General features: G+C 63.7%; 21 protein-coding genes. 3 read left to right on the forward strand and 18 right to left on the reverse strand.

Going from position 1 to position 21,989, the window contains the following annotated elements; translation table 11 throughout:
* Positions 1-3: 3 nt before the first annotated feature.
* From hflC to GGR36_RS09125, 16 genes are all read right to left on the reverse strand, one after another.
* Positions 4-894 (reverse strand): protease modulator HflC, encoded by an 891-nt coding sequence (hflC, locus tag GGR36_RS09050; protein WP_183634269.1) that lies wholly within the window; start codon positions 892-894, stop codon positions 4-6.
* Positions 894-2,147 carry an FtsH protease activity modulator HflK gene (hflK, locus tag GGR36_RS09055; RefSeq protein ID WP_183634270.1) on the reverse strand — a complete coding sequence of 418 codons (1,254 nt, stop codon included), beginning with the start codon at positions 2,145-2,147 and terminating at the stop codon, positions 894-896. Before hflK ends, hflC begins: the two co-directional genes overlap by 1 nt.
* Positions 2,148-2,187: 40 nt before the next feature.
* A complete protein-coding gene (gene hflX / locus GGR36_RS09060) occupies positions 2,188-3,297 on the reverse strand; it encodes a GTPase HflX (RefSeq protein WP_183634271.1) in 1,110 nt (369 codons plus the stop codon).
* A gap of 44 nt (positions 3,298-3,341) precedes the next feature.
* Positions 3,342-3,584, reverse strand: a complete 243-nt coding sequence (hfq, locus tag GGR36_RS09065; RefSeq protein ID WP_183634959.1) for an RNA chaperone Hfq — start codon at positions 3,582-3,584, stop codon at positions 3,342-3,344.
* 95 nt (positions 3,585-3,679) lie between these two features.
* On the reverse strand, positions 3,680-5,008 hold the full coding sequence (der, locus tag GGR36_RS09070; RefSeq protein ID WP_183634272.1) for a ribosome biogenesis GTPase Der: 1,329 nt from the start codon (positions 5,006-5,008) through the stop codon (positions 3,680-3,682).
* A 10-nt stretch (positions 5,009-5,018) separates the two neighbouring features.
* Positions 5,019-6,161 (reverse strand): outer membrane protein assembly factor BamB, encoded by a 1,143-nt coding sequence (gene bamB / locus GGR36_RS09075; RefSeq protein WP_183634273.1) that lies wholly within the window; start codon positions 6,159-6,161, stop codon positions 5,019-5,021.
* Entirely contained in the window at positions 6,158-6,805 is a 648-nt protein-coding gene (locus GGR36_RS09080; protein ID WP_183634274.1) for a YfgM family protein, read from the reverse strand. Before GGR36_RS09080 ends, bamB begins: the two co-directional genes overlap by 4 nt.
* A complete protein-coding gene (gene hisS, locus GGR36_RS09085; protein WP_183634275.1) occupies positions 6,792-8,096 on the reverse strand; it encodes a histidine--tRNA ligase in 1,305 nt (434 codons plus the stop codon). Before hisS ends, GGR36_RS09080 begins: the two co-directional genes overlap by 14 nt.
* Positions 8,097-8,130: 34 nt before the next feature.
* The gene (gene ispG / locus GGR36_RS09090) at positions 8,131-9,354 is read right to left on the reverse strand and encodes a flavodoxin-dependent (E)-4-hydroxy-3-methylbut-2-enyl-diphosphate synthase (RefSeq protein ID WP_420847490.1); all 1,224 of its coding nucleotides are present in this window, start codon (positions 9,352-9,354) and stop codon (positions 8,131-8,133) included.
* Between the two features lie 32 nt (positions 9,355-9,386).
* Complete coding sequence (locus GGR36_RS09095; RefSeq protein WP_183634277.1) at positions 9,387-10,367, reverse strand: helix-turn-helix domain-containing protein; 981 nt, start codon at positions 10,365-10,367, stop codon at positions 9,387-9,389.
* Between the two features lie 11 nt (positions 10,368-10,378).
* Positions 10,379-11,173 carry a type IV pilus biogenesis/stability protein PilW gene (gene pilW / locus GGR36_RS09100; RefSeq protein ID WP_338086678.1) on the reverse strand — a complete coding sequence of 265 codons (795 nt, stop codon included), beginning with the start codon at positions 11,171-11,173 and terminating at the stop codon, positions 10,379-10,381.
* A gap of 2 nt (positions 11,174-11,175) precedes the next feature.
* Entirely contained in the window at positions 11,176-12,288 is a 1,113-nt protein-coding gene (gene rlmN / locus GGR36_RS09105) for a dual-specificity RNA methyltransferase RlmN (protein ID WP_183634278.1), read from the reverse strand.
* Positions 12,289-12,374: 86 nt separating this feature from the next.
* Entirely contained in the window at positions 12,375-12,800 is a 426-nt protein-coding gene (ndk, locus tag GGR36_RS09110; RefSeq protein WP_172197459.1) for a nucleoside-diphosphate kinase, read from the reverse strand.
* A gap of 206 nt (positions 12,801-13,006) precedes the next feature.
* The gene (locus GGR36_RS09115; RefSeq protein ID WP_183634279.1) at positions 13,007-14,293 is read right to left on the reverse strand and encodes a TRAP transporter large permease; all 1,287 of its coding nucleotides are present in this window, start codon (positions 14,291-14,293) and stop codon (positions 13,007-13,009) included.
* Positions 14,290-14,988, reverse strand: coding sequence for a TRAP transporter small permease (locus tag GGR36_RS09120; RefSeq protein ID WP_183634280.1), 699 nt, complete (start codon positions 14,986-14,988; stop codon positions 14,290-14,292). The genes GGR36_RS09115 and GGR36_RS09120 overlap by 4 nt, the downstream gene beginning before the upstream one ends.
* A 103-nt stretch (positions 14,989-15,091) precedes the next feature.
* Positions 15,092-16,108 carry a TRAP transporter substrate-binding protein gene (locus GGR36_RS09125; protein ID WP_183634281.1) on the reverse strand — a complete coding sequence of 339 codons (1,017 nt, stop codon included), beginning with the start codon at positions 16,106-16,108 and terminating at the stop codon, positions 15,092-15,094.
* Between the two features lie 147 nt (positions 16,109-16,255).
* Between GGR36_RS09125 and GGR36_RS09130 the strand changes: the two genes are divergently transcribed.
* The 3 genes from GGR36_RS09130 (at position 16,256) to GGR36_RS09140 (ending at position 19,497) form a co-directional block, all read left to right on the forward strand.
* Positions 16,256-18,205 carry a sensor histidine kinase gene (locus GGR36_RS09130; protein WP_183634282.1) on the forward strand — a complete coding sequence of 650 codons (1,950 nt, stop codon included), beginning with the start codon at positions 16,256-16,258 and terminating at the stop codon, positions 18,203-18,205.
* A 63-nt stretch (positions 18,206-18,268) separates the two neighbouring features.
* On the forward strand, positions 18,269-18,877 hold the full coding sequence (locus GGR36_RS09135; protein WP_183634283.1) for a response regulator transcription factor: 609 nt from the start codon (positions 18,269-18,271) through the stop codon (positions 18,875-18,877).
* 35 nt (positions 18,878-18,912) lie between these two features.
* On the forward strand, positions 18,913-19,497 hold the full coding sequence (locus GGR36_RS09140) for a hypothetical protein (protein WP_183634284.1): 585 nt from the start codon (positions 18,913-18,915) through the stop codon (positions 19,495-19,497).
* Between the two features lie 45 nt (positions 19,498-19,542).
* Here the strand turns inward: GGR36_RS09140 and GGR36_RS09145 are convergent, their stop codons facing one another.
* A complete protein-coding gene (locus GGR36_RS09145; RefSeq protein WP_183634285.1) occupies positions 19,543-20,184 on the reverse strand; it encodes a glutathione S-transferase family protein in 642 nt (213 codons plus the stop codon).
* Positions 20,185-20,257: 73 nt separating this feature from the next.
* Positions 20,258-21,979, reverse strand: coding sequence for a pilus (MSHA type) biogenesis protein MshL (gene mshL, locus GGR36_RS09150; protein WP_183634286.1), 1,722 nt, complete (start codon positions 21,977-21,979; stop codon positions 20,258-20,260).
* Positions 21,980-21,989: the final 10 nt, after the last annotated feature.

A 21,989-nucleotide genomic window follows, 5' to 3' on the forward strand; every position in this document is an offset into this window, starting at 1 on the left:
GGCTTACTTGCCGCCAGCGCCCTTGGTGCTGCCCGCGGCCCGGTAGTACTTGAAGAACTCGGAAGCCGGATCGACCACCAGCACGTCCGAGCGGCTCTTGAAGCTCTGGCGGTAGGCTTCGAGACTGCGGTAGAAGGCGTAGAACTCGGGGTTGCGGTTGAACGCCTCGGCATAGATTGCCGCAGCCCTTGCATCGCCTTCGCCCTTGACCTTCTGCGCATCACGGTAGGCCTCCGCGATGATCACTTCGCGCTGACGATCCGCATCGGCACGGATCTTTTCCGCTTCGGCGGACCCTTGCGAGCGCAGTTCATTGGCGACACGCTTGCGTTCTGCTTCCATGCGGCGATACACCGCCTCACTGACTTCGGCGGGGAGTTCGACGCGCTTGAGACGAACGTCAACCACCTGTACGCCGATCTTGCGCGCATCCTGGTCAGCCTTGGTGCGCATCTCGTCCATGATGCGTTCGCGCTCGCCAGACACCACTTCGTGCACGGTGCGCTTGCCGAATTCTTCGCGCAGACCCGCATTGACCGTCTGTTCGAGTCGGGTGCGAGCGCGTGCTTCGTCGCCCCCAACCGCGGTGTAGTACACCTTCGGATCGACGATACGCCACTTGACGAACAGATCGACCAGCACGTTCTTCTTCTCGCTGGTGATGAATCGCTCGGGCTCATTCGTCTCGAAGGTCAGAATCCGCTTCTCGAAGTAGCGTACGTTCTGCACCAGCGGAACCTTGAAGAACAGACCGGGCTCACTCGTGACGCGACGGATTTCGCCAAGCTGGAAGACGATCGCGTACTGGCGCTGATCGACAGTGAAGATCGCCAAGGAAAAGAATGCGATCAGCGCGAGCAGCAGGCCCGCGAGCAAAGGCAAGCGTTCGCGCATCAGCGCTCTCCCCTTTCGCGCGAACGCATGGCTTCGCGACTACGATAATCGATGGGTGTCGGCACATCCGCCTTGGGCGGCGCGACCGGGTCGACCGTCGGCGAGGTCGGGCGCACCGGGCTTGGCGCCTCGGCGGCCGGCTGCGCCTGCTGTCCAGCCTGTGTGGACTGGATCAGCTTGTCGAGCGGCAGGTAAAGCAGGTTGCCATTACCCTTTGCATCGACCATGACTTTGGTGGTGTTGGCGAAGATCTGCTGCATGGTGTCCAGATACATCCGCTGCCGCGTGACCTCTGGCGCCTTCGCATACTCGGTGACAATGCTCTTGAAGCGGGCAGCATCCCCCTCTGCGTTCGCAACCACACGAGACTGATAGCCGGACGCTTCTTCGAACAGCCGCGACGCCGTGCCCTTGGCCTTCGGCACCACGTCGTTGAAGTAGGCTTGGCCTTCGTTCTTCTGGCGTTCGCGGTCCTGTCCGGCCTTCACGGCGTCGTCGAACGCCGCCTGCACCTGTTCGGGCGGCTGCGCGTTCTGCATCGTCACCTTCGAGATCAGGATGCCGGCCTGATAGCGGTCGAGGATTTCCTGCATCAGTTTTGCCGCGGCGGTCGCAATTTGTTCGCGCCCCTCGTACAGCACGTAATCCATCTTGCTCTTGCCGACGATTTCGCGGATCGCCGACTCGGCCGCGCCGACGACGTTGACCTCGGGATCCTTGTTGTTGAACAGGTACTCCTGCGGATCCTTGAGCACGTACTGCACCGCAAACTGGATATTCACGATGTTCTCGTCATCGGTCAGCATCAGCGACTCGTTGAGCACCTTGTTGCGCTCGCTACCGCGGTAGCCAATCTCGACCGTGCGGACGCCGGTCAGATTGACGAGTTCGTGCGTCTCGATCGGGTAAGGCATCCGCCAACGCAAACCGGGTTCGGTGCTCTGGATGAATTTGCCGAAGCGCAGAACAATGCCGCGTTGGCTTGCATCAACAATGTAGAAACCGCTCGCCAGCCACAGCACGGCAACAACGCCAGCGATCAGTCCGATGCCGCCGCCAAGCTGCCGTCCGCCTTGCGGGCCGCCTGCGTCACCACCGCCGCCATCACCACCCGACCCCTTGCGGCCGAACAGCCCAGACAAGCGACGATTCACGTCACGCCACACCTCTTCGAGGTCCGGCGGACCCTGGTTGCCACCGCGGTCGCCGCCACCCTGATTGTTGTTGCCCCAGCGCGGATCATTAAGAGACATGAGAATTCCGGTGATGACCATCTGATATGGCCCTTTGAGATCAGCCCGACTCCGCGGGCGAGACCTCGCCGAGGAGCATCTCGGCGAGCGCTTCGCGCAGACCGTCAAGGCCGGCGCCAGTTTGCGCGCTGACAAAAACGCGGGCGATGTTACCACAGGCATCCCGTTCGACCTTCGGCTCGGCCTGGGTCGCATCGATCTTGTTGAACACCACCACCTGCCTCACATCACCCGCGCCAATTTCCTGCAGCACTTTGTTGACCACTTCGATCTGCGCTTCTCGATCATCGCTCGCGCTATCGACCACATGCAGGAGCAGATCAGCGCTGGCCGTTTCCTCCAGCGTTGCATGAAACGCGGCAACAAGCGCATGCGGCAGATCGCGGATGAACCCCACCGTATCCGACAGAACCACCGTTCCCGTGCCGAGAAAGACCCGTCGCGAAGTGGTGTCGAGCGTTGCGAAGAGCTGGTCGGCAGCATACGCGCCGGCCTTCGTCATCGCATTGAACAAGGTGGACTTGCCCGCATTCGTGTAGCCCACGAGTGAGACCGTCGGGACATCACTGCGTTCCCTGGCACGTCGACGCGTCTTGCGCTGTTTTTCCACCTGCGCAAGACGTTCCTTCAGCGTCTTCACCCGCACGCCGAGCAACCGTCGGTCGGTCTCGAGTTGCTTCTCGCCGGGACCACGCAGCCCGATGCCACCCTTCTGGCGCTCAAGGTGCGTCCATCCGCGGACAAGGCGCGTCGCCAGGTGTTCAAGCTGGGCAAGTTCAACTTGCAGCTTGCCTTCATGGCTCTTGGCGCGCAGCGCGAAGATGTCGAGGATCAGCGCATTGCGATCAACCACGCGACATTGCAATTCGCGCTCGAGGTTGCGCTGTTGCACCGGAGATAGCTGGTGGTTGAACAGGACGAGGTCGGCTTCGTGCTCACGGCATACGGCGCCAATCTCTTCGACCTTGCCGCGCCCCGCGAAGAGCGCCGGATCAGGGGCTCGCCGCTTGCCCCGAACGACCGCCAGCACTTCGGCGCCCGCACTCTTTGCCAGCAGCGTGATTTCGTTCAAGAGCTCAGCCTGCCCGAGCGCACCCAAGTCAAGCTGAACGATCACGGCCCGATTACCGCTCGCGGGCCGTTCAAACATTCACAGAACGGCCGCGTGGGCGGCCGCCATCTGAGGTTGGGGGCTCAATCCTGCTTGTCCCCTTGATCCTGCTGGATCGACACCGGACGCGCCGGCACCACGGTCGAAATGGCGTGCTTGTAAACCATCTGGGTCACGGTGTTCTTAAGCAGCACGACGTACTGGTCAAACGACTCGATCTGGCCCTGCAGCTTGATGCCATTGACCAGATAAATCGAGACCGGAACATGTTCCCGGCGCAGCGTATTCAGAAACGGGTCTTGTAGCAATTGCCCTTTGTTGCTCATTTCGGGTGTCCTCTTCTTTGCTTTTGCTTGTGATTCTGGGCGCATGCCCTGGGGTAGATCGGTTGCGCAGTCGGCTGCAGAACCCGCGGCGTCCATTACTTCGAATCCTGAAACGGGTTGTGAGCCGTCTTGAATTGTATCCGCAACGGTGTGCCCTGGAGTTTGAAGACTTCCATGAAGTTGTGCTCCAGAAAACGTCGGTACGAATCCGGAATGTGCTCAAGCGCGTTGCCGTGAACCACCACCACCGGCGGATTGGAACCACCCTGGTGCGCATAACGCATCTTCGGCCGGAAGATCCCGTGACGCGGAGGCGCCAGCTTCGTGATCGCCGCCTGCAAGGCCCGTGTGAGTTTTGGCGTTGCCAGCTTGATCATCGCGGCCGCATACGCGCCGTCGACCGATCGCATCAGCGCGCCAATGCCATCACCCTCAAGCGCCGAGATGTAATGGAACTTCGCCCAAGACAGAAAATTGAGCTTGCGCGCAAGATCGTTCTTGAGCAGTTCGCGCCGGTAGCTGTCCACGGCGTCCCACTTGTTCACAGCAACCACCATCGCGCGCCCGGACTCCAGCGCGAACCCCGCAATATGCGCGTCCTGCTCGGAGATGTCCTGACTCGCATCAAGCACCAGCACTACGACGTTGGCTTGCTCGATCGCCTGAAGCGTCTTGATCACCGAAAACTTCTCGATGGCCTCGAAGACCTTGCCCTTGCGGCGCAGCCCGGCGGTGTCGATCAGCGTGTACGACTTGCCGTTGCGTTCGAAGGGAATCGAGATCGCATCGCGGGTCGTGCCCGGCATGTCGAACGCGATGACGCGCTCTTCGCCGAGCAGGGTGTTGATCAGGGTGGACTTTCCGACGTTCGGGCGCCCGATGATCGCCACCTTGGGACCACCGGAACCATCGTCGGCGTCTTCCGCCTCTTCCGGGAAGGCCGACAGCACCTCGTCGATCAGGCCTCGAACGCCGTCTCCATGCGAGGCGGAAACGACCCAGGGCTCACCAAAACCGAGTTCATGGAACTCGGCCGCAACGACTGCGCGGTTGGCCCCTTCGGCCTTGTTCACGACCAAGTGCACCGGACGCCCGGTGCGCCGGAGTTCCACCGCAATCTGTTTGTCCTGCGGCGTCAGGCCGGCGCGGCCGTCGACCAGAAACAGCAAGGCATCAGCCTCCGCGATCGCCTGATCGGCCTGGCGCGCCATTTCGGCGAGGATGCCATCCTTCGCGGCCGGCTCCAGTCCCCCGGTATCGACAACAAAGTAGGGTCGGGAGCCGAGCCGACCAATGCCGTAATGCCGGTCGCGCGTGAGCCCCGGCATGTCGGCGACTAACGCATCGCGCGAGCGCGTGAGCCGGTTGAACAACGTCGATTTGCCGACATTTGGACGCCCGACGAGAACCAGGGTTGGTTTCAATTCAATTCCCTCAGCGCACCTTCATGAACGTCACGACGCCGTCGCGCGACAGCGCCACGATGCCGCCGTCGTGTTCGATCATCGGCGCATCGATCGGCGAGTTGTCCGCACGCAACCGTGCCGCGAAATGCCCATCCGACTTGTTGAGCAGATGGACCCAGCCTTCGACATCGCTGACCGCAACATATCCGTCAATGTCCAGCGGCCGCCCGACCTTGCGCAACTTCAGATCGTCCTGCTTCCACACGGTCGCACCCGTTCCGCGATCCAGCGCATGCACCGCGCCACGTTCATCGGTCACGAACACCTTGTCGGAGTCCATCGCGATCCCGACCGAAGTCGAGATGTCGCGCCCCCATACCGCAACGCCACGCGTCATGTCGAAGCACGTGACTCGCCCCTGGTAGGAGCCGGCACACAAGGAGCCCGCGCCCAGCAGCGGCGCACCGACCACGTCCGAGAGCCGTTCGAGTTCGGTGGTGCCGCGCGGCTGGGTCACAGCCCCTTCCCAAGCGAGTTGCCCACTCACGCTATTGATCGCCGAAATGCGCCCGCCAGAGAACCCTGCGAACACATAGGCGTCGGCGCGGCGCAGTTCGGAATAGGCGCGCAAGGACAAGGGCGGCGTCGTGCGGTTATATGACCAGCGCCGGCGGCCGTTCGTAACATCCAGCGCAACGACATTGGAGTCGCCGATCCGGACCACGACGAGATCACCATCCACCAGCGGTATTGCAGCGAGGTCACCGCTCAGCTCGGAGGTCCATTTGGTCGCTCCGGTGTCCGCGTCGAAAGCCACTACAGCGCCACGACGGGTGCCGACCACCACGATCCCGTTCCCTGCGCCTACGCCCGCAACGATGTCTTCCTTGGTCTTCGCGCGCCAGACCTGGCGGCCCGCCGCGATGCGATAGACCTCACCGCCCGCGTTCGCGGCAAAAACCGCGTCGCCCAGCGATGCCGGTTCGATCAGGGCATTCTCTACCCCCCCGACGCGGTACTTCCAGACCTGCTCAAGGCGCGCCGTCGCGGTGATTGGTTTGAGTTCCGCCATCGGCTCGACCTTGGTCTTGCTGAACATCGAGCCAATAGTGGAACAGCCGCCGATCAACATGGCAGCAAGAATGACCGACAGCGGCGCGCGGATCCTCACTTGCCGCCTCCGAGCGCGTCGATCTTCAGTTCGAGCACCGAACGCATCGCCTGAGAACCCTGCTCGCTACCCATGCCGTCGAGGGCCTCTTTGTAAGCAGTCAGCGCGTCAGCCGGTTTGCCTTGGGCGGTCAGCACGTCGCCACGCAGATCGGCGTAACGCACGGCAAACGCCTTGTTCGGCTTCACGCTGAGTTGCTTGAGCGCGGCATCGTAGGCCTTTTCATCCAGCAGGAGCCCAGCAAGGCGCAGGCGCGCCAGATCGCGCGTCAACGCATCATTGCCCTTCTCGGCCGCCCACTCGAGTTTGGACTTGGCGCTCTGGCGATCGCCGGAAGCGGCCTGGGCTTCGGCGGCCAGCAGGGCAGAAAGATCGGCGTATGCCGTCGAGCCGAAGCGTTCGGCGATCACGCCCGAAGCCTCGCGGATCTTTTGTGCATCCTTGGCTTCGACCGCCTGCATCAGGCTCGCGTAAACGACGCTGGCATCTGCAGCCTGCGTGGACTGGCGCCATTCCCAACCGCGCCAACCCAACACCGCCACCGCCAGAACCACGGCGCTGATCGTGAGGATGCCGCCCCACTTGTCCCACCACGCCTTCAGGGTTGCAATCTGTTCCTGTTCTTCGAGGTCAAACGCTGCCATCTTCTTCTTCCACGTTGTAGAGCAGAGCGGCGAGTGTTTCGCCGAGTTGTGCCGCAGGCAGCCGGCGTTGCTCGCCGCCTTCCCGCAAAAGTTTGAAACTTGCTTCTTCGGCGGCCGCTTCGTCGTCGCCGATGATCACCGCGACCGCGGCGCCAGACGCATCGGCCTTCTTCATCTGGTTCTTGAAGTTGCCACCACCACAATGCAGCACGACGGCAAAACCGTCTTCGCGCAACTGCTCGGCCAGCCGGAACGCGAAACGCGCCGCGGGTTCGCCCTGATGCACCAGATACACATCCGGCACACTGCGCGCCATATCCGGGTCAAGCTCGGACCACAGCATCATCAGGCGTTCGACACCCAAGCCGAAACCACACGCCGGTGTCGGCTTTCCGCCCAGCTGCTCGACCAGTCCGTCATAGCGCCCGCCACCGCACACCGTCGCCTGGGCGCCGAGTTTGTCGGTCACCCATTCGAACACGGTGCGGTTGTAGTAGTCCAGCCCGCGAACCAGACGCGGATTGATGCGGAACGGGATTGCCGCCTCACGCAGCAAGGCCTGCACCCCTTCGAAGTGCGCCAGCGAATCGACGCCGAGGAACTCGACCAGCTTCGGCGCCGCCTCGACCAGGGCCTGCATGGCCGGGTTCTTGGTATCGAGGATGCGCAGCGGATTCGAGTGCAGGCGGCGCTGCGCGTCGGCGTCGAGTTGCTCGGCGTGGGCTTCGAAATAGGCGATCAGCGCAACACGGTGCGCCGCGCGCTCGTCACTCGAGCCAAGCGTATTGAGTTCGAGCGTGATGTCCTCTTCGAGACCGAGATCACGCCACAAACGCGCCAGCATCACAATGTGCTCTGCATCGATGTCCGGCCCGGAATAGCCAAAAGCCTCGACGCCGAACTGATGGAACTGGCGTTGACGGCCTTTCTGCGGACGCTCGTGACGGAACATCGGGCCGTTGTAGTACAGCCGTTGCGGCCCCGATGCGTTGATCAGATTGTGCTCAAGCACAGCACGGACGCACGGCGCGGTGCCCTCCGGACGCAGCACCAGCGAATCACCGTTGAGGCGGTCTTCGAAGGCGTACATCTCCCTTTCTACGATGTCGGTGTGCTCACCGACACTGCGCACGAAAAGCGGTGTGAACTCGAGAATGGGCGTGCGGATTGGTCGATAGCCGTAGCTGCGCAGCCAGTTCCGGATGATTTCCTCGAGCAGCTCCCAGCGTTCGGCCTCGTCCGGCAGGATGTCGTGCATGCCACGCACACCCTGAATCAGTTTTTGTGCCATCAATTACCTGTCAATTGCGTTCGAACGCGCCGGCTCAAACGATCTTCTTCGAATATGTACGTGCCACGTAGGCGTCAATCAGGCCGATGAACTCTGCGGCAATGTTGTCGCCACGCAGCGTCACGGTCTTCTGCCCGTCCTCGAACACCGGAGCGGCCGGCGTTTCCCCCGTGCCGGGAAGCGATATACCGATGTTCGCGTGCTTGCTCTCGCCGGGGCCGTTAACCACGCAGCCCATCACCGCGAGCGTCAGGTTCTCGACACCGTCGTACTGCGTCTTCCAGGTCGGCATCTGATCGCGCACGTAGGTCTGCACCGACTGCGCCAATTCCTGGAAGAAGGTGCTGGTCGTGCGTCCGCAACCCGGGCACGCCGTGACCATGGGCGTAAAGGCGCGCAGCCCCATGCTTTGCAGGATCTCTTGCGCAACGATCACCTCCTGCGTGCGTGCGCCGCCGGGCTCGGGTGTCAGCGAGACGCGAATCGTGTCTCCGATGCCCTCCTGCAGCAGCACACCCAGCGCGGCGGTGGAGGCAACGATGCCCTTGCTGCCCATGCCTGCCTCGGTCAGCCCGAGGTGCAGCGGATAGTCACAGCGTGCAGCCAGCATGCGATAGACGGCGATCAAATCCTGCACGCTCGACACTTTCGCCGAGAGGATGATGCGGTCGCCCGCCATGCCGAATTCCTCGGCCTTCGCGGCGGATTCGAGCGCCGAGGTCACCAGCGCTTCGCGCATCACCGCCTGCGCATCCATCGGCTCGGGGCGGCTGGCGTTCTCGTCCATGATGCGCGCCAGCACCGACTGATCAAGGCTGCCCCAGTTCACGCCGATGCGCACCGGCTTGTCGTACTTGCAGGCCAGTTCGATGATCGCCGCGAACTGCGGGTCGCGCTTCTGCCCTGCCCCGACGTTGCCGGGATTGATGCGGTACTTGTCCAGCACCTCGGCACACTCGGGGTAGGCCGTCAGCAAGCGGTGCCCGTTGTAGTGGAAGTCGCCGACCAGCGGCACATCCACGTTCATCTTCAAGAGTTGCTCGCGGATTTTCGGCACGGCCGCCGCAGACTCTTCGTTGTTCACCGTGATGCGCACGATTTCCGACCCGGCGCGCGCCAACTGAGCGATCTGGATCGCGGTCGCGATGTGATCCGCCGTATCGGTGTTGGTCATGGATTGCACGACGATGGGTGCATCCGAGCCGATACGCACGCGGCCGATCCTCACTTGTCGGGTGCGGTGCCGCGCGGAGGGCATACCGCCAAACCGATCGAATTCGCTCATTGATTTCATTTCAGCGACAGCCTGGCCACACTGGTCTTCGTGTAGGGCACGAGATCGACCGGGCGGCCGTTGTATTCAAGCTTTACGTTCGGCGCATTACCAATTACCAGCGCGAAAGGCGGCGTGCCTTGCACCGACTGCGTCGAACCGGCCTTGCTCAGACGCGAAAAGACAACGCTGCCAGAACCGTCCCGCACCTCGACCCACGCATCTTGCGCAAAGGCCAACGCGATACCACGCTGCGCGGACGGCGCCACGGGCGCGGGCGCCGAGACAGCAGCAGCGGGCGCGGCCTTGGCGACCTCCGCGACCGGAGCTGACGAAGCCGGAGCCAGCGAAGGCTGGGCAGATGGCGCCGGGGCCGACACTGCGGCAAGCACTTGCGGCGCGGGCTTGGTCGCAGGTGAGGACTGCACCGCTACCGGTTCTGACGCGACCGCGACAGGTTCAACCTGGGCGGTCACCACCGCTGTTTCCTCGGTGTGCGGGGGAAACGCCGGCTCGGACGCATTGGCGATCACCGGGGACTGTGCAACGGCTTGCTCCGATGCCGGCATCCGGATCCGGTCGAACCAGCCGAAGGCAAAGCCCACGATGCCCAGCGCCACAATCAAACCCACAAAGGCAACGGCCGGCAGCGGCGAGGGCGGGCGATATCCGGACGGTGTCGTCGGCACCGACCCCTCGGCGTTCGACTCGGGCGAAAGCCGCACATCCTCGACTTTCGCCGGTTGTTCCATGCGTTCCAGCAAAGGGGCCGGATCAAGCCCCAGGTAGCGCGCATAGTTGCGGACAAAACCACGCGCAAAGGCGCTGCCCGGCAGCACTTCGAATTGCTCGCTCTCGATTGCTTCGATCTGGCGGGCGGTCAGCTTCAGTGTGCTGGCGACCTCGGCAACACCCAGCCCACGCGCCTCACGCGCGTGCCGCAGCGCCACCCCCGAGGCAGCCACCCCCGGCGCGCTGGCATAACTATGAGATTCCATCGGGCTCGCGCTCAATCAAAGCGCTCCTGCAAATAGTCCTGATATTCCTGGCTCGCCGAAAACCGGCGCTTCAGCTGCGACACGTAGGCGGCCTCGGCGTCACGATTGCCGAGCTTGCGTTCGACACGCAAACCCAGCCAGACCGATGCGGCGGTCGGGTCACCGATGCGGTTGAGCTGCGTCACCAGTTCGCGCGCCTTTGTGAACTCGCCCTTGCGATACGCAATCTCGGCGAGGTTGAAGAGCGCAACGGCATTGTTTCCGTCGAGGGCAAGCGCACGGTTGAACTGGCCGCGCGCCGCGTCGTCGTCCTTGAGCTTCAGATAGCACAGCCCGGAGTTCGTGTAGGGCCGCGTGGGGTTCTCGTAATAGGGGTTCTGAGCCGCCTTGGCGAGCAGTTCGAGGCCCCGCTTTTCCTGACCATTGGTGCACAGGAACCAGCCGAAACTGTTGGCAATTTCAGGATCTCCCGGCGCCAACGAGAGCGCACGTTCAAACTCGGACTGTGCCGCTTTCTGCTCTTCCAGGTAGGCATGAACCTGCGCCTGCAGGTGGTGCGCCGCCGCGTAGGACGGATCCTCACGCACGGCGATACGAGCCTCCTCCATCGCCACGCCGAGGCGCCCTGCCTTGACGTACTCGTTGCCAAGTTCCACATGCGCGCGCGCACGTTTGCGGGCCTCGGTGGTGACCGGTTGCTCTGACGACGGGCGATCGGAAACGCCCGATCCGCCCTGCGACGAACCGCCCGTTCCGCACGCAGACAGCGCAGCTGCCGCGACCACCACGAGAAGCACCCGAGTCACGATCAAGATCTCACCTCCGTAAGCGAAATGGTGCGGCGCGTAGTGCGGCGCGTTTTATCAATGACCTGTCCGGCGAGCTGACCGCAGGCGGCATCCACATCATCGCCGCGGGTCTTGCGGGTGGTCGTCACGATGCCGGCATCGATCAGGATCTGCGCGAAACGCTTGATCCGGGGTGCTGGCGAGCGCTCGTAGCCCGAGTTCGGGAACGGGTTGAACGGAATCAGGTTGAATTTGCACGGCACATCGCGCGTGAGTGCGATGAGCTGCCGGGCATGCTCGTCCTGGTCATTGACCCCGTCGAGCATGACGTATTCGAAGGTGATGAAGTCACGCGGCGCGCGCTCGAGATAGCGCCGGCAGGCCGCCATGAGTTCCACCAGGGGGTACTTCTTGTTGATCGGCACGAGCACGTCGCGCAGCGCGTCGTTGGGCGCGTGCAGCGACACGGCCAGGGCCACCGGGCAGGCGTCGCGGAGGCGATCCATCGCCGGCACGATGCCCGAAGTCGACACCGTCACGCGACGGCGCGAGAGGCCGTAGGCGTGATCGTCAAGCATCAGGTTCAGTGCCGACACGACGTTGTCGAAGTTCGCCAGCGGCTCGCCCATGCCCATCATCACAACGTTGCTGATGATGCGTTCGCCGTCCGGGTCTGCACCCAGCAAGCGGTTGGCCATCCACAACTGGCCGATGATCTCGGCAGCCGTCAGGTTGCGATTGAAGCCCTGCTTGCCGGTCGAGCAGAAGGAGCAGTCCAGCGCGCAGCCGGCCTGCGAGGAAATGCACAGCGTACCCCGCGTGGTTTCGGGAATGAACACGCTCTCGACCGCATTGGCATTGCCCACATCGAACAGCCACTTGCGCGTGCCGTCAGTGGAAATGCTGTCGCGGATCGGGTTGGGCGGCACGATGCAGGCCGAGCCCTGCAGCTTGGCGCGCAGGCTCTTGGCGACATCGGTCATCGCCTCGAAATCGGTCTCCCCGAAGCGGTGAATCCAGCGCAGCACCTGGCGCGCGCGAAACGGCTTCTCGCCCTGCGCGGCGAACCAGTCTGTCATCGCCTGCGCATCGAAATCGAGCAGGTTGACGCGGTTATCTTGTGCTGTCGTCATGGTTGTCTCCGGGGGCAGAGACCGTTCAGACCGCCAGCGGGGGTTCAAATTCCCGCCGGCGTATCCGTTGGATCGCTACGCCTCGCTTAGCGGGAGTAGACGTTCATGCCCGGGAAGAAGAACGCCACTTCAACGGCGGCGGTTTCCGGGGCATCCGAGCCGTGAACGGCGTTGGCATCGATCGACTCGGCGAAGTCGGCGCGGATCGTGCCCGGCGCAGCCTTCTTCGGGTCGGTGGCACCCATCAGCTCGCGGTTCTTCGCGATCGCGTTCTCGCCTTCCAGCGCCTGGATCATCACCGGGCCGGAAGTCATGAACTTGACCAGATCCTTGAAGAAGGGGCGCTCTTTGTGCACCGCGTAGAACTGACCGGCTTCCTGCTCGGACAGATGCACCAGCTTGGCGGCAACGATCTTCAGGCCAGCGTCTTCAAAACGCTGATAGATTTTGCCGATCACGTTCTTCGCGACAGCGTCGGGCTTGATGATCGATAGGGTGCGTTCGATAGCCATGTTCAAACTCCACGATTGTTGGGTACAAAAAAGCTAACTTTTGATTGTATCAGGGAAATCTGTCACACCGACAGGCCACCGGCAGGCACCAATCCAGCCCGAGCAGGCGGCAAATCAGCCAAATGCCGCAGACCGAAGGGGGCTTGCTGCGCTCGAAACACGCGGGGCGCCCGAAGGCGCCCCAGCGGCTTGATCCCTGCAGCCCCTCAACTCACCACACCCAGCAAGCGCGGCAGCCAAAGCGACAGGGTCGGTACGTAGGTGACGAGCCCGAGGAACACCAGCATCGTCAGCAACCACGGCCAGACCGCAACCGTGAGCTCGGTAATGCCCATCTTGGTGATGCCGGACGCGACATACATGTTCAAGCCCACCGGCGGGTGGCACATGCCGACTTCCATATTCACCGTGATCAGGATGCCGAAGTGCACCGGGTGGATACCCAGCTTCGTCGCCACCGGGAACAGGATCGGCGCCATGATCAGCACAATCGACGAAGGCTCCATTACGTTGCCGGCAAGCAGCATCAGCAGGTTGACCGCCAGCAGGAAGGCGACCGGCCCCAGCCCCTGCGCCAGCAGCCAGTCTGCGAGCGTTTGCGGAATGTTCTCGTTGGTCATGATGAACGAGAACAGGACCGCGTTCGTGATGATGTAGAGCAGCATCGCACTCATATTGGCGGAGTCCAGCAAGACCTTGCCCACCCCCTTGAGCGGCATGTCCCGATAGACGAACACCGCAACGATGAAGGCGTACACCGCGCTCATGGCGGCGGCCTCGGTCGGCGTGAAGATGCCGGTGTAGATCCCGCCCATCACGACCACGATCAGGAACAGCCCCCACATCGATTCCCGGAAGGCGCGCAAGCGCTCGCCCCAGCTTGCCGCCTTCTGCCGCGGGTAGCCAAATTTGCGCGCACGGAACCAGGTGGTGAAGCCGAGCAGGCTGGCAAGCAGCAAGCCGGGCACCACGCCGGCCATGAACAGGGCGCCGACCGAGGTATTGGTCGCCACCGAGTACATCACCATGACGATGGAAGGCGGGATCAGGATGCCCAGCGCGCCGGAAGTGGTGATGACGCCGGCACCAAAACGCTTCGGGAACCCCGCCTTGACCATCGCCGGCAGCAGGATCGAGCCGATCGCGACCACCGTCGCGGGCGACGAACCCGACACCGCGGCGAATAGCGCACAGGCCATCACGCCGGCAAGACCCAGGCCACCGTGCCAGTGACCAACCATCGAGGTCGCAAAGTTGATCATCCGCCGCGCCACCCCGCCATGCGTCAGGAAATTGCCAGCGAGGATGAAGAACGGGATCGCCATGATCTCGAACTTCTCGATGCCGGTGAACAGCTTCAGCGCCACCGACTCGATCGGCACCTGAGTCATCGTGAACAGGAAGGTCAGCACCGTCAGGCCGAGCGAGATCGAGATCGGCATGCCAGTAAGCATCAGGGCGATCAGCAGCCCGAAGATGATCAGCGCGCTCATGGCTCGCCCTCCCCACTCCGGCCATGCGAGGGCTTGGCACGATCGCGCCTGACATCGCCTTGCGCGGGCTGCGTGCCGGGCTCGATCGCCACCGTCAGTGGTTGCGTTGCCCCCTCGTCCAGTCCGTCCACATGGCCATGGTCGTGGTGCGGCAGCGCCCCGGTACGAGCAAACTGCCATGCCACCTGCAGGAAGCGGAAGCACATCAGCCCGGAACCCAGCGGAATCGCGGAATACACCGCCCAGGTCGGCCACTCGAGATCAGGCGTCGTCGGCCCCTCATAGGTGTCGCCCGCAATCCTCAGGGCGCTGAACAATGCATGGTGAAACCCGTTCTCCCACACGAAGCGCGCCCCCAGCGCGGACACGATGCCGGTAAAGAGCGCACCGGCGCATAGCCCGAAGAGGACGAAAGCCGCTCGCTTGCGTGCGTCGAGCTGGTTGATCAACACATCCACGCCGACATGGATGCCGGTGCGCACGCCATAGGCCGCGCCGAACTTCGCCATCCACACGAACATGATGATGCAGAGTTCCTGCGCCCAGCTCAGGTTGATCGAGAGCAGCCAGTCTTGCAGGCCGGGAATGGCAAAGCCGGAGAGATACCGGTGCAGCACGGCGACGAAAATGATCACCGTGGCCGCGCCCATCAGGGTCGCGATCAGCCATTCCTCGAGGTGATCGAGGATCTTCATGCGCATCTCCGGAAAATGGGCCGGGGCGCGAGGGCCCCGCCCGGTGGTCGGGCGACGGCGCAATTCCCCCCGGACTGCACCGCCACCGCCCCAAAACGGCCGATCAGGGTTTCGCCGGGTTGAACCCGGTTTCCTTGTAGATCGCCTTGATCAGCTCGGCGCCAACGCGCGACTCCTGCTCCTTGTGCACCTTGAGCAGCACTGCCTTCAGCTCGCCGCGCTCCTGCGGGGTCAGGGCAAGCACTTGCGTCTTGCCGGACTTCTTCACCGCATCCAGCGCGTCCAGGTTTTCCTTCTGCGCGATCGCGTTGGCGTAGCGAGTGGCTTCGATCATCGCCGCATCGAGCTGGGTGCGGATGTCGGCCGGTAACCCTTCCCAGAACTTCCTGTTCACGATGACCGCATAGCCGAGGTAACCGTGATCTGACTGCACGAGATACTTCTGCACTTCGTGCATCTTCTGTGTGTAGAAGTTGGAAGGCGGATTCTCGGTGCCATCCACCACCCCAGTCTGCAGCGCCTGATACACCTCGGAGAAGGCCATCACCTGCGGATTCGCCCCCAGCACCCGCATCTGCGAATCGAGTACCTTCGAAGACTGGATGCGCATCTTGAGCCCCTTGAAGTCTGCCGGCACCTTGGTCGGCTTGTTCGCAGAGAACGCCTTGAATCCGTTGTCCCAGTAGGCCAGCCCTATGATGCCCTTGGGCTCGAGATGCTTGAGCAGCTCCTTGCCGATCGGCCCGTTGGTCACACGGTGCAGCGCGTCGTAGCCGTCAAAGATGTAGGGCAGGTCGAAGACTTCGAACTCCTTGACGCCGAGTGGCCCGAACTTGGCCAATGATGGCGCGAGCATCTGCACCGCCCCCAGTTGCAGCGCTTCCATCTCCTCCTTGTCCTTGTACAGCTGGCTGTTCGGATACACCTCGACTTTCACACGGCCGTTCGTCTTCACCGAAGCAAGCCGCGCGAACTCGTCTGCAGCCTTGCCCTTGGGCGTGTCTTTCGCGACCACGTGGCTGAACTTGATCACGATCGGCGCGTCCGCGCGCGCCCCCCCCGACCAGCACTGCAGCGCCAGCACCCAAAAGACCGACATCACAACAAAACGTCTTTGCATGACTGCGTCCCCCCCGGACCCGCCCGGCATGTCGTTCGATGGGCACATCGCCCTGTTTCGAGTTTTAGATCCACGACGGCAGCAGGGCCATTGTGGACATCCACAATCGGCGCGCCGCCGGCGGGCTGCGCAGTTAAGATCCGGCGCATGGACAGCGGACCCCGCGCACCCTCCCTGCACGCAAGCGAGTGGTACTGGCGACTGCCGGCACTGGCGCTGCTCGCGCTCGCCGCCGGCATCGTCGGGTTCGTTGTGCTGACGCTGCAGCAGGATCGTGAAGACCAGCGCGCCACGCTGGTGTCAGATGTTCTGTGGCTGGAACAGAACCTGCGATTTCAGTTCGAACGCAACGAGGGGCTGCTCAACCAACTGGCGCCGGATCTCTTTGCCTCGGCCGAACCCGACGCGGCCACGGTCGCACGGCTGCGCCAGCTCACCCAGGGCGATGCCGGCTTTCAGCGCGTGGTGTGGGTCGACGCGCGCCTGTCGGTAAAAGGCGCCTGGCCGCCGGAGCTTCGCCCCGAAGACCCGGAAATGATCGCGCAGGCCGCCGACATGGCGCGCGCCTTCGGACGCCCCGGCTACGGCTACGCCGAAACGCCGCCCAATGAAGGCAGCTTCGCGGTCGCGACCGCCTGGCATGACGGCCACAGTCTGGTCGGCTATGTCATCGCTGTTTACGCGCTGCGCCACGTACTCTCCGCGCAGGTGCCATGGTGGTTCTCGGAACGCTACCGCCTCTCGGTACTCAATCAGCGTGGCGTGGAAGTGGCCGCCAAATCGCAGGTTGCGGCGCTGCTGCCGGAACTGAGCTACGAGTTGCCCTTCGACCCGCCTGGTCACGGCCTCACGCTGAAGGTAGAGGCCTATCGCAACGGCGTGCGCCTCGTGCCGCTAGCCTTCGCCGGCGCGGTGATCGTGTTCGCCGCAGCGACGGTGTGGAGCCTGCTGATGCTGCGCCGGCACATGCGCCGGCGCCAGCACGCCGAGCAAGCGCTGCGTCACGAGATGGCCGTACGCAAGGCAATGGAGGACTCGCTTCTGACCGGGCTGCGCGCGCGCGACCTGCAAGGCCGCATCACCTACGTCAACCCGGCCTTTTGCCGCATGTTCGGCTGGAGCGCCGAAGAAATGGTCGGCATGTCGCCGCCGATGCCGTACTGGCTGCCGGACGATCTCGAACACACCCGCGCAGTGCACGACCGCATCCTCGCCGGCAACGCGCCCTCGCAGGGCATCGAGCTGCGCTTCCGCCGCAAGAATGGCGAGAAATTCGATGCCCTGCTCTACGAGGCACCCTTGATCGATGCCGATGGTCGGCAGACCGGCTGGATGGGGTCGGTGCTCGACATTACCGAGCGCCGCCGTGCCGAGGAACTCGCGCGCCAGCAGCAGGAAAAACTGCAGACCAATGCGCGGCTGGTCACCATGGGCGAGATGGCGTCCTCACTCGCGCACGAACTGAACCAGCCGCTCGCCGCGATCACCAGTTACGCTACCGGCGCGCTCAATGCACTGCGCACCGGCAGCCTGCCTCCGAGCGAAATCGAAACAGCGATCGAGAAACTGGCGCAGCAGGCGACGCGCGCCGGGCAGATCATCCGGCGGGTGCACGACTTTGTGCGCAAGCGCGAATCGAACTTCCGGCCGACCGTCATCAACGCGGCGGTCAAAGAGTCGTTCGAGTTGGTGCAATCCGAAGCGCGCCGCCGTGGCATACGCCTTGAGGCCGAACTGTCGCCGGACCTGCCTCCGGTGCATGCCGACTCCGTCATGCTCGAGCAGGTGCTGGTGAATCTGATCCGCAACGGGTTCGACGCGATGCGTGATACGCCCGCAGCGAGACGGGTGCTGTCCGTCCGCACTGCGTTGGTGGAAGGCTGGGTGCGCGTCTCGGTCACCGACCACGGCGCCGGCATCGCCGCCGAAGTGGGCGAACGCCTGTTCGACGCGCTGTTCACCACCAAGGCCGAAGGCATGGGCATGGGCCTCAACATCTGCCGCTCGATCGTCGAACTGCACCACGGCCGCCTCTGGTTTGAGCCCAACCCCGGCGGCGGTACGGTGTTCCAACTGACCCTGCCGATCAAGGTTTAGGATGCGACGCATGCCGCACCGGCGACCTTCACGCTCGCACCGGACGGCCCGCCGGAGACTCACATGGAACCGCTGATCCACATCGTCGACGATGACGAAGCAATTCGCGATGCGCTGGCCTGGCTGTTGAAAAGCCGCCAGCTCGCCGGCCGCACCTGGGCCAGCGGCGAGGCCTTCCTTGCCGAACTCGACCCGGCCATGCGCGGCTGCGTGGTACTCGACGTGCGGCTCGGCGGCATGAGCGGGCCGGAATGCTTCGAACAGATGCTTGCGCGCGGCGCCACGCTGCCTGTGCTTTTTCTCACCGGCCACGCCGATGTGCCAATGGCCGTGCAACTGCTGCGCCGCGGCGCTTGGCACTTCATGGAAAAACCCTGCAACGACAACGAGCTGGTGGATCTCGTGCAGGAGGCATTGGCCTTTGATGCGCGCAACCGCGCTGACCAGGGCACCCGCGCCAACCTTGAAGCGCGCCTCGCGGCATTGACGCCGCGCGAGCAGGAGGTAATGGCGCGCATTCTCGAAGGCAAGCTCAACAAGCAGATCGCCGACACGCTCGACATCTCGATGCGCACGGTGGAAGTGCACCGCGCGCGCATCTTCGACAAGATGGGGGTACGCTCCGCGGTCGAACTCTCGCAATTACTCAGCGCTGTGCGCAAACCCGCATGACCCGGACCGCCCTCTGCCCCAACTGTACCTGCGGCATGACGCAACTCACCCTTGCCGCGCATTACGGCATGACCGTCGAAATCGACCATTGCGCGCAGTGCCGCCTGCTGTGGTTCGACCAGATGGAAACCGCCAACCTGGCGCGCGATGGCCTGCTCGCCCTGTTCCGGCTGATTGCGGCCGCCGAGCCGACTGCCGAAAAACCGCTCAACGACGTGCTGCGCTGCCCGCGCTGCACCGGCCTGCTCGACCGCATCCACAACATGAGCCGCTACGGCCGCATGATCCACCACCGCTGCCGCAGCGCCCATGGCCACGCGGTGACGCACGCGCAGTTCCTGGCCGAAAAAGGCTTGTTGCGCAACGTCACCGAAGCCGACCTGGCGCAGCCGGCCCAGCGCCTGCTGGCGCTGTCGTGCCGGCAATGCGGCGCGCCGCTGAACGCGTTGAAGGACTGCAACTGCCCGTATTGCAGCGCGCCGGTGGTGATGCTCGATCTGGAGCGTGCGGTTGCCGTCCTGGCCGATCACGACCGTCGGCGGCACGACCTCGAAGCGCGCGAAGCCGCCGACCGTGATGCGGCTTTCGAGCACCTGATGGCGGCGCTCAACGGGCAGTGAGCTCGGCCCGAAGCACGCCGCAATCACGCGGAGCCAGACGATCAGCTACGCCCAGGGTTGCGGCAGCGCTTCCTGTTCAAAGGCGCGCACGACAGCCGGCCGCGCGAGCATTCGTGCGAGGTAGGGGCCAAGATGCGGCAGGCTGCGCGCCGGCCGCGCAAAGCCACGCGTCCAGCGGCACAGCATCAGCGCAAAGAAGTCGACGGCCGAAAGGCGATCGCCAAGCAGCCAATCGCCACCATGCCGCGCGAACTCCGCATCGAGCAAGTCGAGCATGGCGCCGATGCGCTGCTCGGCATGTGCCTTTACTTGCGCCACGGCATCGTCTGATTCAGCCCAGCGTTGCGGGTAGAAATAGGCGATCAGCGCCGGTTGCAGGGTGTTGGTGAGCCAGCACAGCCACTTGTAGAAATGCGCCCGCTCGGCACTCCCGACCGGCGGCACCAGAGCGGATGCTGGATGCGTGTCGGCCAGATGCAGACAGATCGCCGCGGACTCGAACAGCACCAGGTCACCGTCGACCAGCACCGGGATCAGGCCGTTCGGGTTGAGTTTCAGGTACTCGGGCGACTTGTGCGCATCGTGCGCCCGGTCGACAAGTCGCAGTGCGTATTCCGCGCCGATTTCCTCGAGCAGCATGTGCGGCGCAAGGCTCGCATTGCTCGGGTAGTAGTGCAGCTCGATCATCGAGAGTGAATGCCCAATCAGGGAAGGGGCCACGCGGCAGCGTGGCTGCGGCGCCGCGCAGCACGACCGCCAATCAGCGGCCGAAACTGAGGTTGTCGAGTTCCAGCAGACGGTTCATGCGCCCATCGGCGCCACGCACATCCTCGCTGGAGGTCGCGGCATCCACGATGGTCGGGCGGATCAGGATCACCAGTTCGCGCTTGACCACCGTCTTGTTGGTGCTGCGGAACAGCGGGCCGATCAGCGGGACGCTGCCGAGCACCGGCACCTGATCGACGTCGTCGCTGAGCGCCTCGCGGATCAGGCCACCCAGCGCAATGATCTGCCCATCCTGCCCGCGCACCACGCTGTCGGTCTCGCTGACGTTGCTCGATGCCAGTGGCAGCGTCAGCGTCCCCATCGTCCCGAGATTGATCTGGCGCTGGATCTCCTTGACCTGGCTGACCGACGGATGCACATGCAGCGTAACGTTGCGGTTCTCGTCGATCGACGGCGTCACATCGAGTGATATGCCGGAGAAGAAGGGCTGCAAGGTCACCGAAGGCGTGGTCGAAGACACCGTGCTGGTCGTCGTCGTCGAACTGATGTTGGTGACGAAGAAATCATCGGTGCCCACCTTGAGCACAGCCGCCTGGTTGTTCATCGCTGCGATGCGCGGGCTGGACAGCACGTGCACCTTGCCCTGTGTTTCGAGCAGGCTGATCACGGCGGCGAAGTTGTTGCTCTGGAAGACGAGACCGAACAAGGTGTTTGCCGAAGTCGCAGCGTTCGCCAGCGTCTGCCCGGCGATCCCGCTGATCGTATTTGCGACGGCCGCGCTGTCGGTCGACAGCGTGGTGCCGGGCGAGACGGGGCCGACCGAATAGCGGCCGCTGCCATCGCTACGCATGTGCCCGAATGCCGCCCAGTTCACGCCCGCCTGGAACTGGTTGTTGAGCTGCACTTCCATGATCTTCGCTTCGAGGATCACCTGGCGTTCGAGCGCGATCTTTGCCGCGCGCAGGTAGGTTTCGACCTGCGCGATTTCCTGTGGCATCGCACGCACCACAATCACGCCGGTCTGCGGGCTGACCACCACCTTGCGGCCCTCGCCCTCGCCGATGATCATCGCGAGCACCGTGGACACTTCGTTCCAGAAGTCGCTCTTGGTCTGGCTGGTAATGCGGTTGGCAACAAAGCTCGAGCTGCTGCCGCCGGAGCTCTGCGTCGTGGACGTCCCGCTATTGGTGCTATTGCCGGAAGAATTGCTGGGGTTTCCGTCGCTCACCGACCCGGAAATCACGCGCACGTCGCTCACCGACTTGCGCTGCAGATCGAGGTGGCTAGCCTGAAACACCCGCGTCTGCAGGGTCTGCGGCTGCACCACGATGCGCTGCCCCTCGACGCGGAAGTCGTAGCCATAGACCTGGCGGATGGCGGCAAGCGCTTCGGCCACCGTCACGTCGCGCAGGTTCATCGTGATCTTGCCGTTGAAATCAGGCGGCAAGATCATCGAGTAAGGCGTGCCGCTGACGATGCTGAGCAGCACCTGGGCGGCGGGCGCGTTGTTCACGACCAGATCGAATCGCGGTTGCGGCTCGACCTGGCGGCGCGCAGCCGGAAGTTCGTCGATACGCATCGACGGCATCAGTTTCGGTTCGACCGGCGCAGATGCCGCGGCCGCCGGCGCGGTACTGGCCGCCTGAGCCAGCTCGGCCTTGATCGATTCACGCGGCGCCTCGTACGCAGGCGGTCGCGTCGCGCAGGCGGACAGCAGCGCGAGCACCAGCGCAGCGCAGCAGTATCGGCGGATCATGCTCCCCCTC

The sequence above is a fragment of the Niveibacterium umoris genome, assembly GCF_014197015.1.
GTDB classification, from domain to species: domain Bacteria; phylum Pseudomonadota; class Gammaproteobacteria; order Burkholderiales; family Rhodocyclaceae; genus Niveibacterium; species Niveibacterium umoris.

Bases quoted from the DNA above. Each gene is read 5' to 3' on its own strand.
- GGR36_RS09125 (WP_183634281.1), bottom strand. From the start codon at position 16,108: ATGCAAAGACGTTTTGTTGTGATGTCGGTCTTTTGGGTGCTGGCGCTG.
- hisS (WP_183634275.1), bottom strand. From the start codon at position 8,096: ATGGCACAAAAACTGATTCAGGGTGTGCGTGGCATGCACGACATCCTG.
- hflX (WP_183634271.1), bottom strand. From the start codon at position 3,297: ATGTTTGAACGGCCCGCGAGCGGTAATCGGGCCGTGATCGTTCAGCTT.
- GGR36_RS09140 (WP_183634284.1), top strand. From the start codon at position 18,913: ATGACGCAACTCACCCTTGCCGCGCATTACGGCATGACCGTCGAAATC.
- GGR36_RS09135 (WP_183634283.1), top strand. From the start codon at position 18,269: ATGGAACCGCTGATCCACATCGTCGACGATGACGAAGCAATTCGCGAT.
- ispG (WP_420847490.1), bottom strand. From the start codon at position 9,354: ATGCCCTCCGCGCGGCACCGCACCCGACAAGTGAGGATCGGCCGCGTG.
- GGR36_RS09095 (WP_183634277.1), bottom strand. From the start codon at position 10,367: ATGGAATCTCATAGTTATGCCAGCGCGCCGGGGGTGGCTGCCTCGGGG.
- mshL (WP_183634286.1), bottom strand. From the start codon at position 21,979: ATGATCCGCCGATACTGCTGCGCTGCGCTGGTGCTCGCGCTGCTGTCC.
- GGR36_RS09080 (WP_183634274.1), bottom strand. From the start codon at position 6,805: ATGGCAGCGTTTGACCTCGAAGAACAGGAACAGATTGCAACCCTGAAG.
- GGR36_RS09145 (WP_183634285.1), bottom strand. From the start codon at position 20,184: ATGATCGAGCTGCACTACTACCCGAGCAATGCGAGCCTTGCGCCGCAC.
- rlmN (WP_183634278.1), bottom strand. From the start codon at position 12,288: ATGACGACAGCACAAGATAACCGCGTCAACCTGCTCGATTTCGATGCG.
- ndk (WP_172197459.1), bottom strand. From the start codon at position 12,800: ATGGCTATCGAACGCACCCTATCGATCATCAAGCCCGACGCTGTCGCG.
- hflK (WP_183634270.1), bottom strand. From the start codon at position 2,147: ATGTCTCTTAATGATCCGCGCTGGGGCAACAACAATCAGGGTGGCGGC.
- GGR36_RS09130 (WP_183634282.1), top strand. From the start codon at position 16,256: ATGGACAGCGGACCCCGCGCACCCTCCCTGCACGCAAGCGAGTGGTAC.
- GGR36_RS09120 (WP_183634280.1), bottom strand. From the start codon at position 14,988: ATGAAGATCCTCGATCACCTCGAGGAATGGCTGATCGCGACCCTGATG.
- GGR36_RS09115 (WP_183634279.1), bottom strand. From the start codon at position 14,293: ATGAGCGCGCTGATCATCTTCGGGCTGCTGATCGCCCTGATGCTTACT.
- hflC (WP_183634269.1), bottom strand. From the start codon at position 894: ATGCGCGAACGCTTGCCTTTGCTCGCGGGCCTGCTGCTCGCGCTGATC.
- hfq (WP_183634959.1), bottom strand. From the start codon at position 3,584: ATGAGCAACAAAGGGCAATTGCTACAAGACCCGTTTCTGAATACGCTG.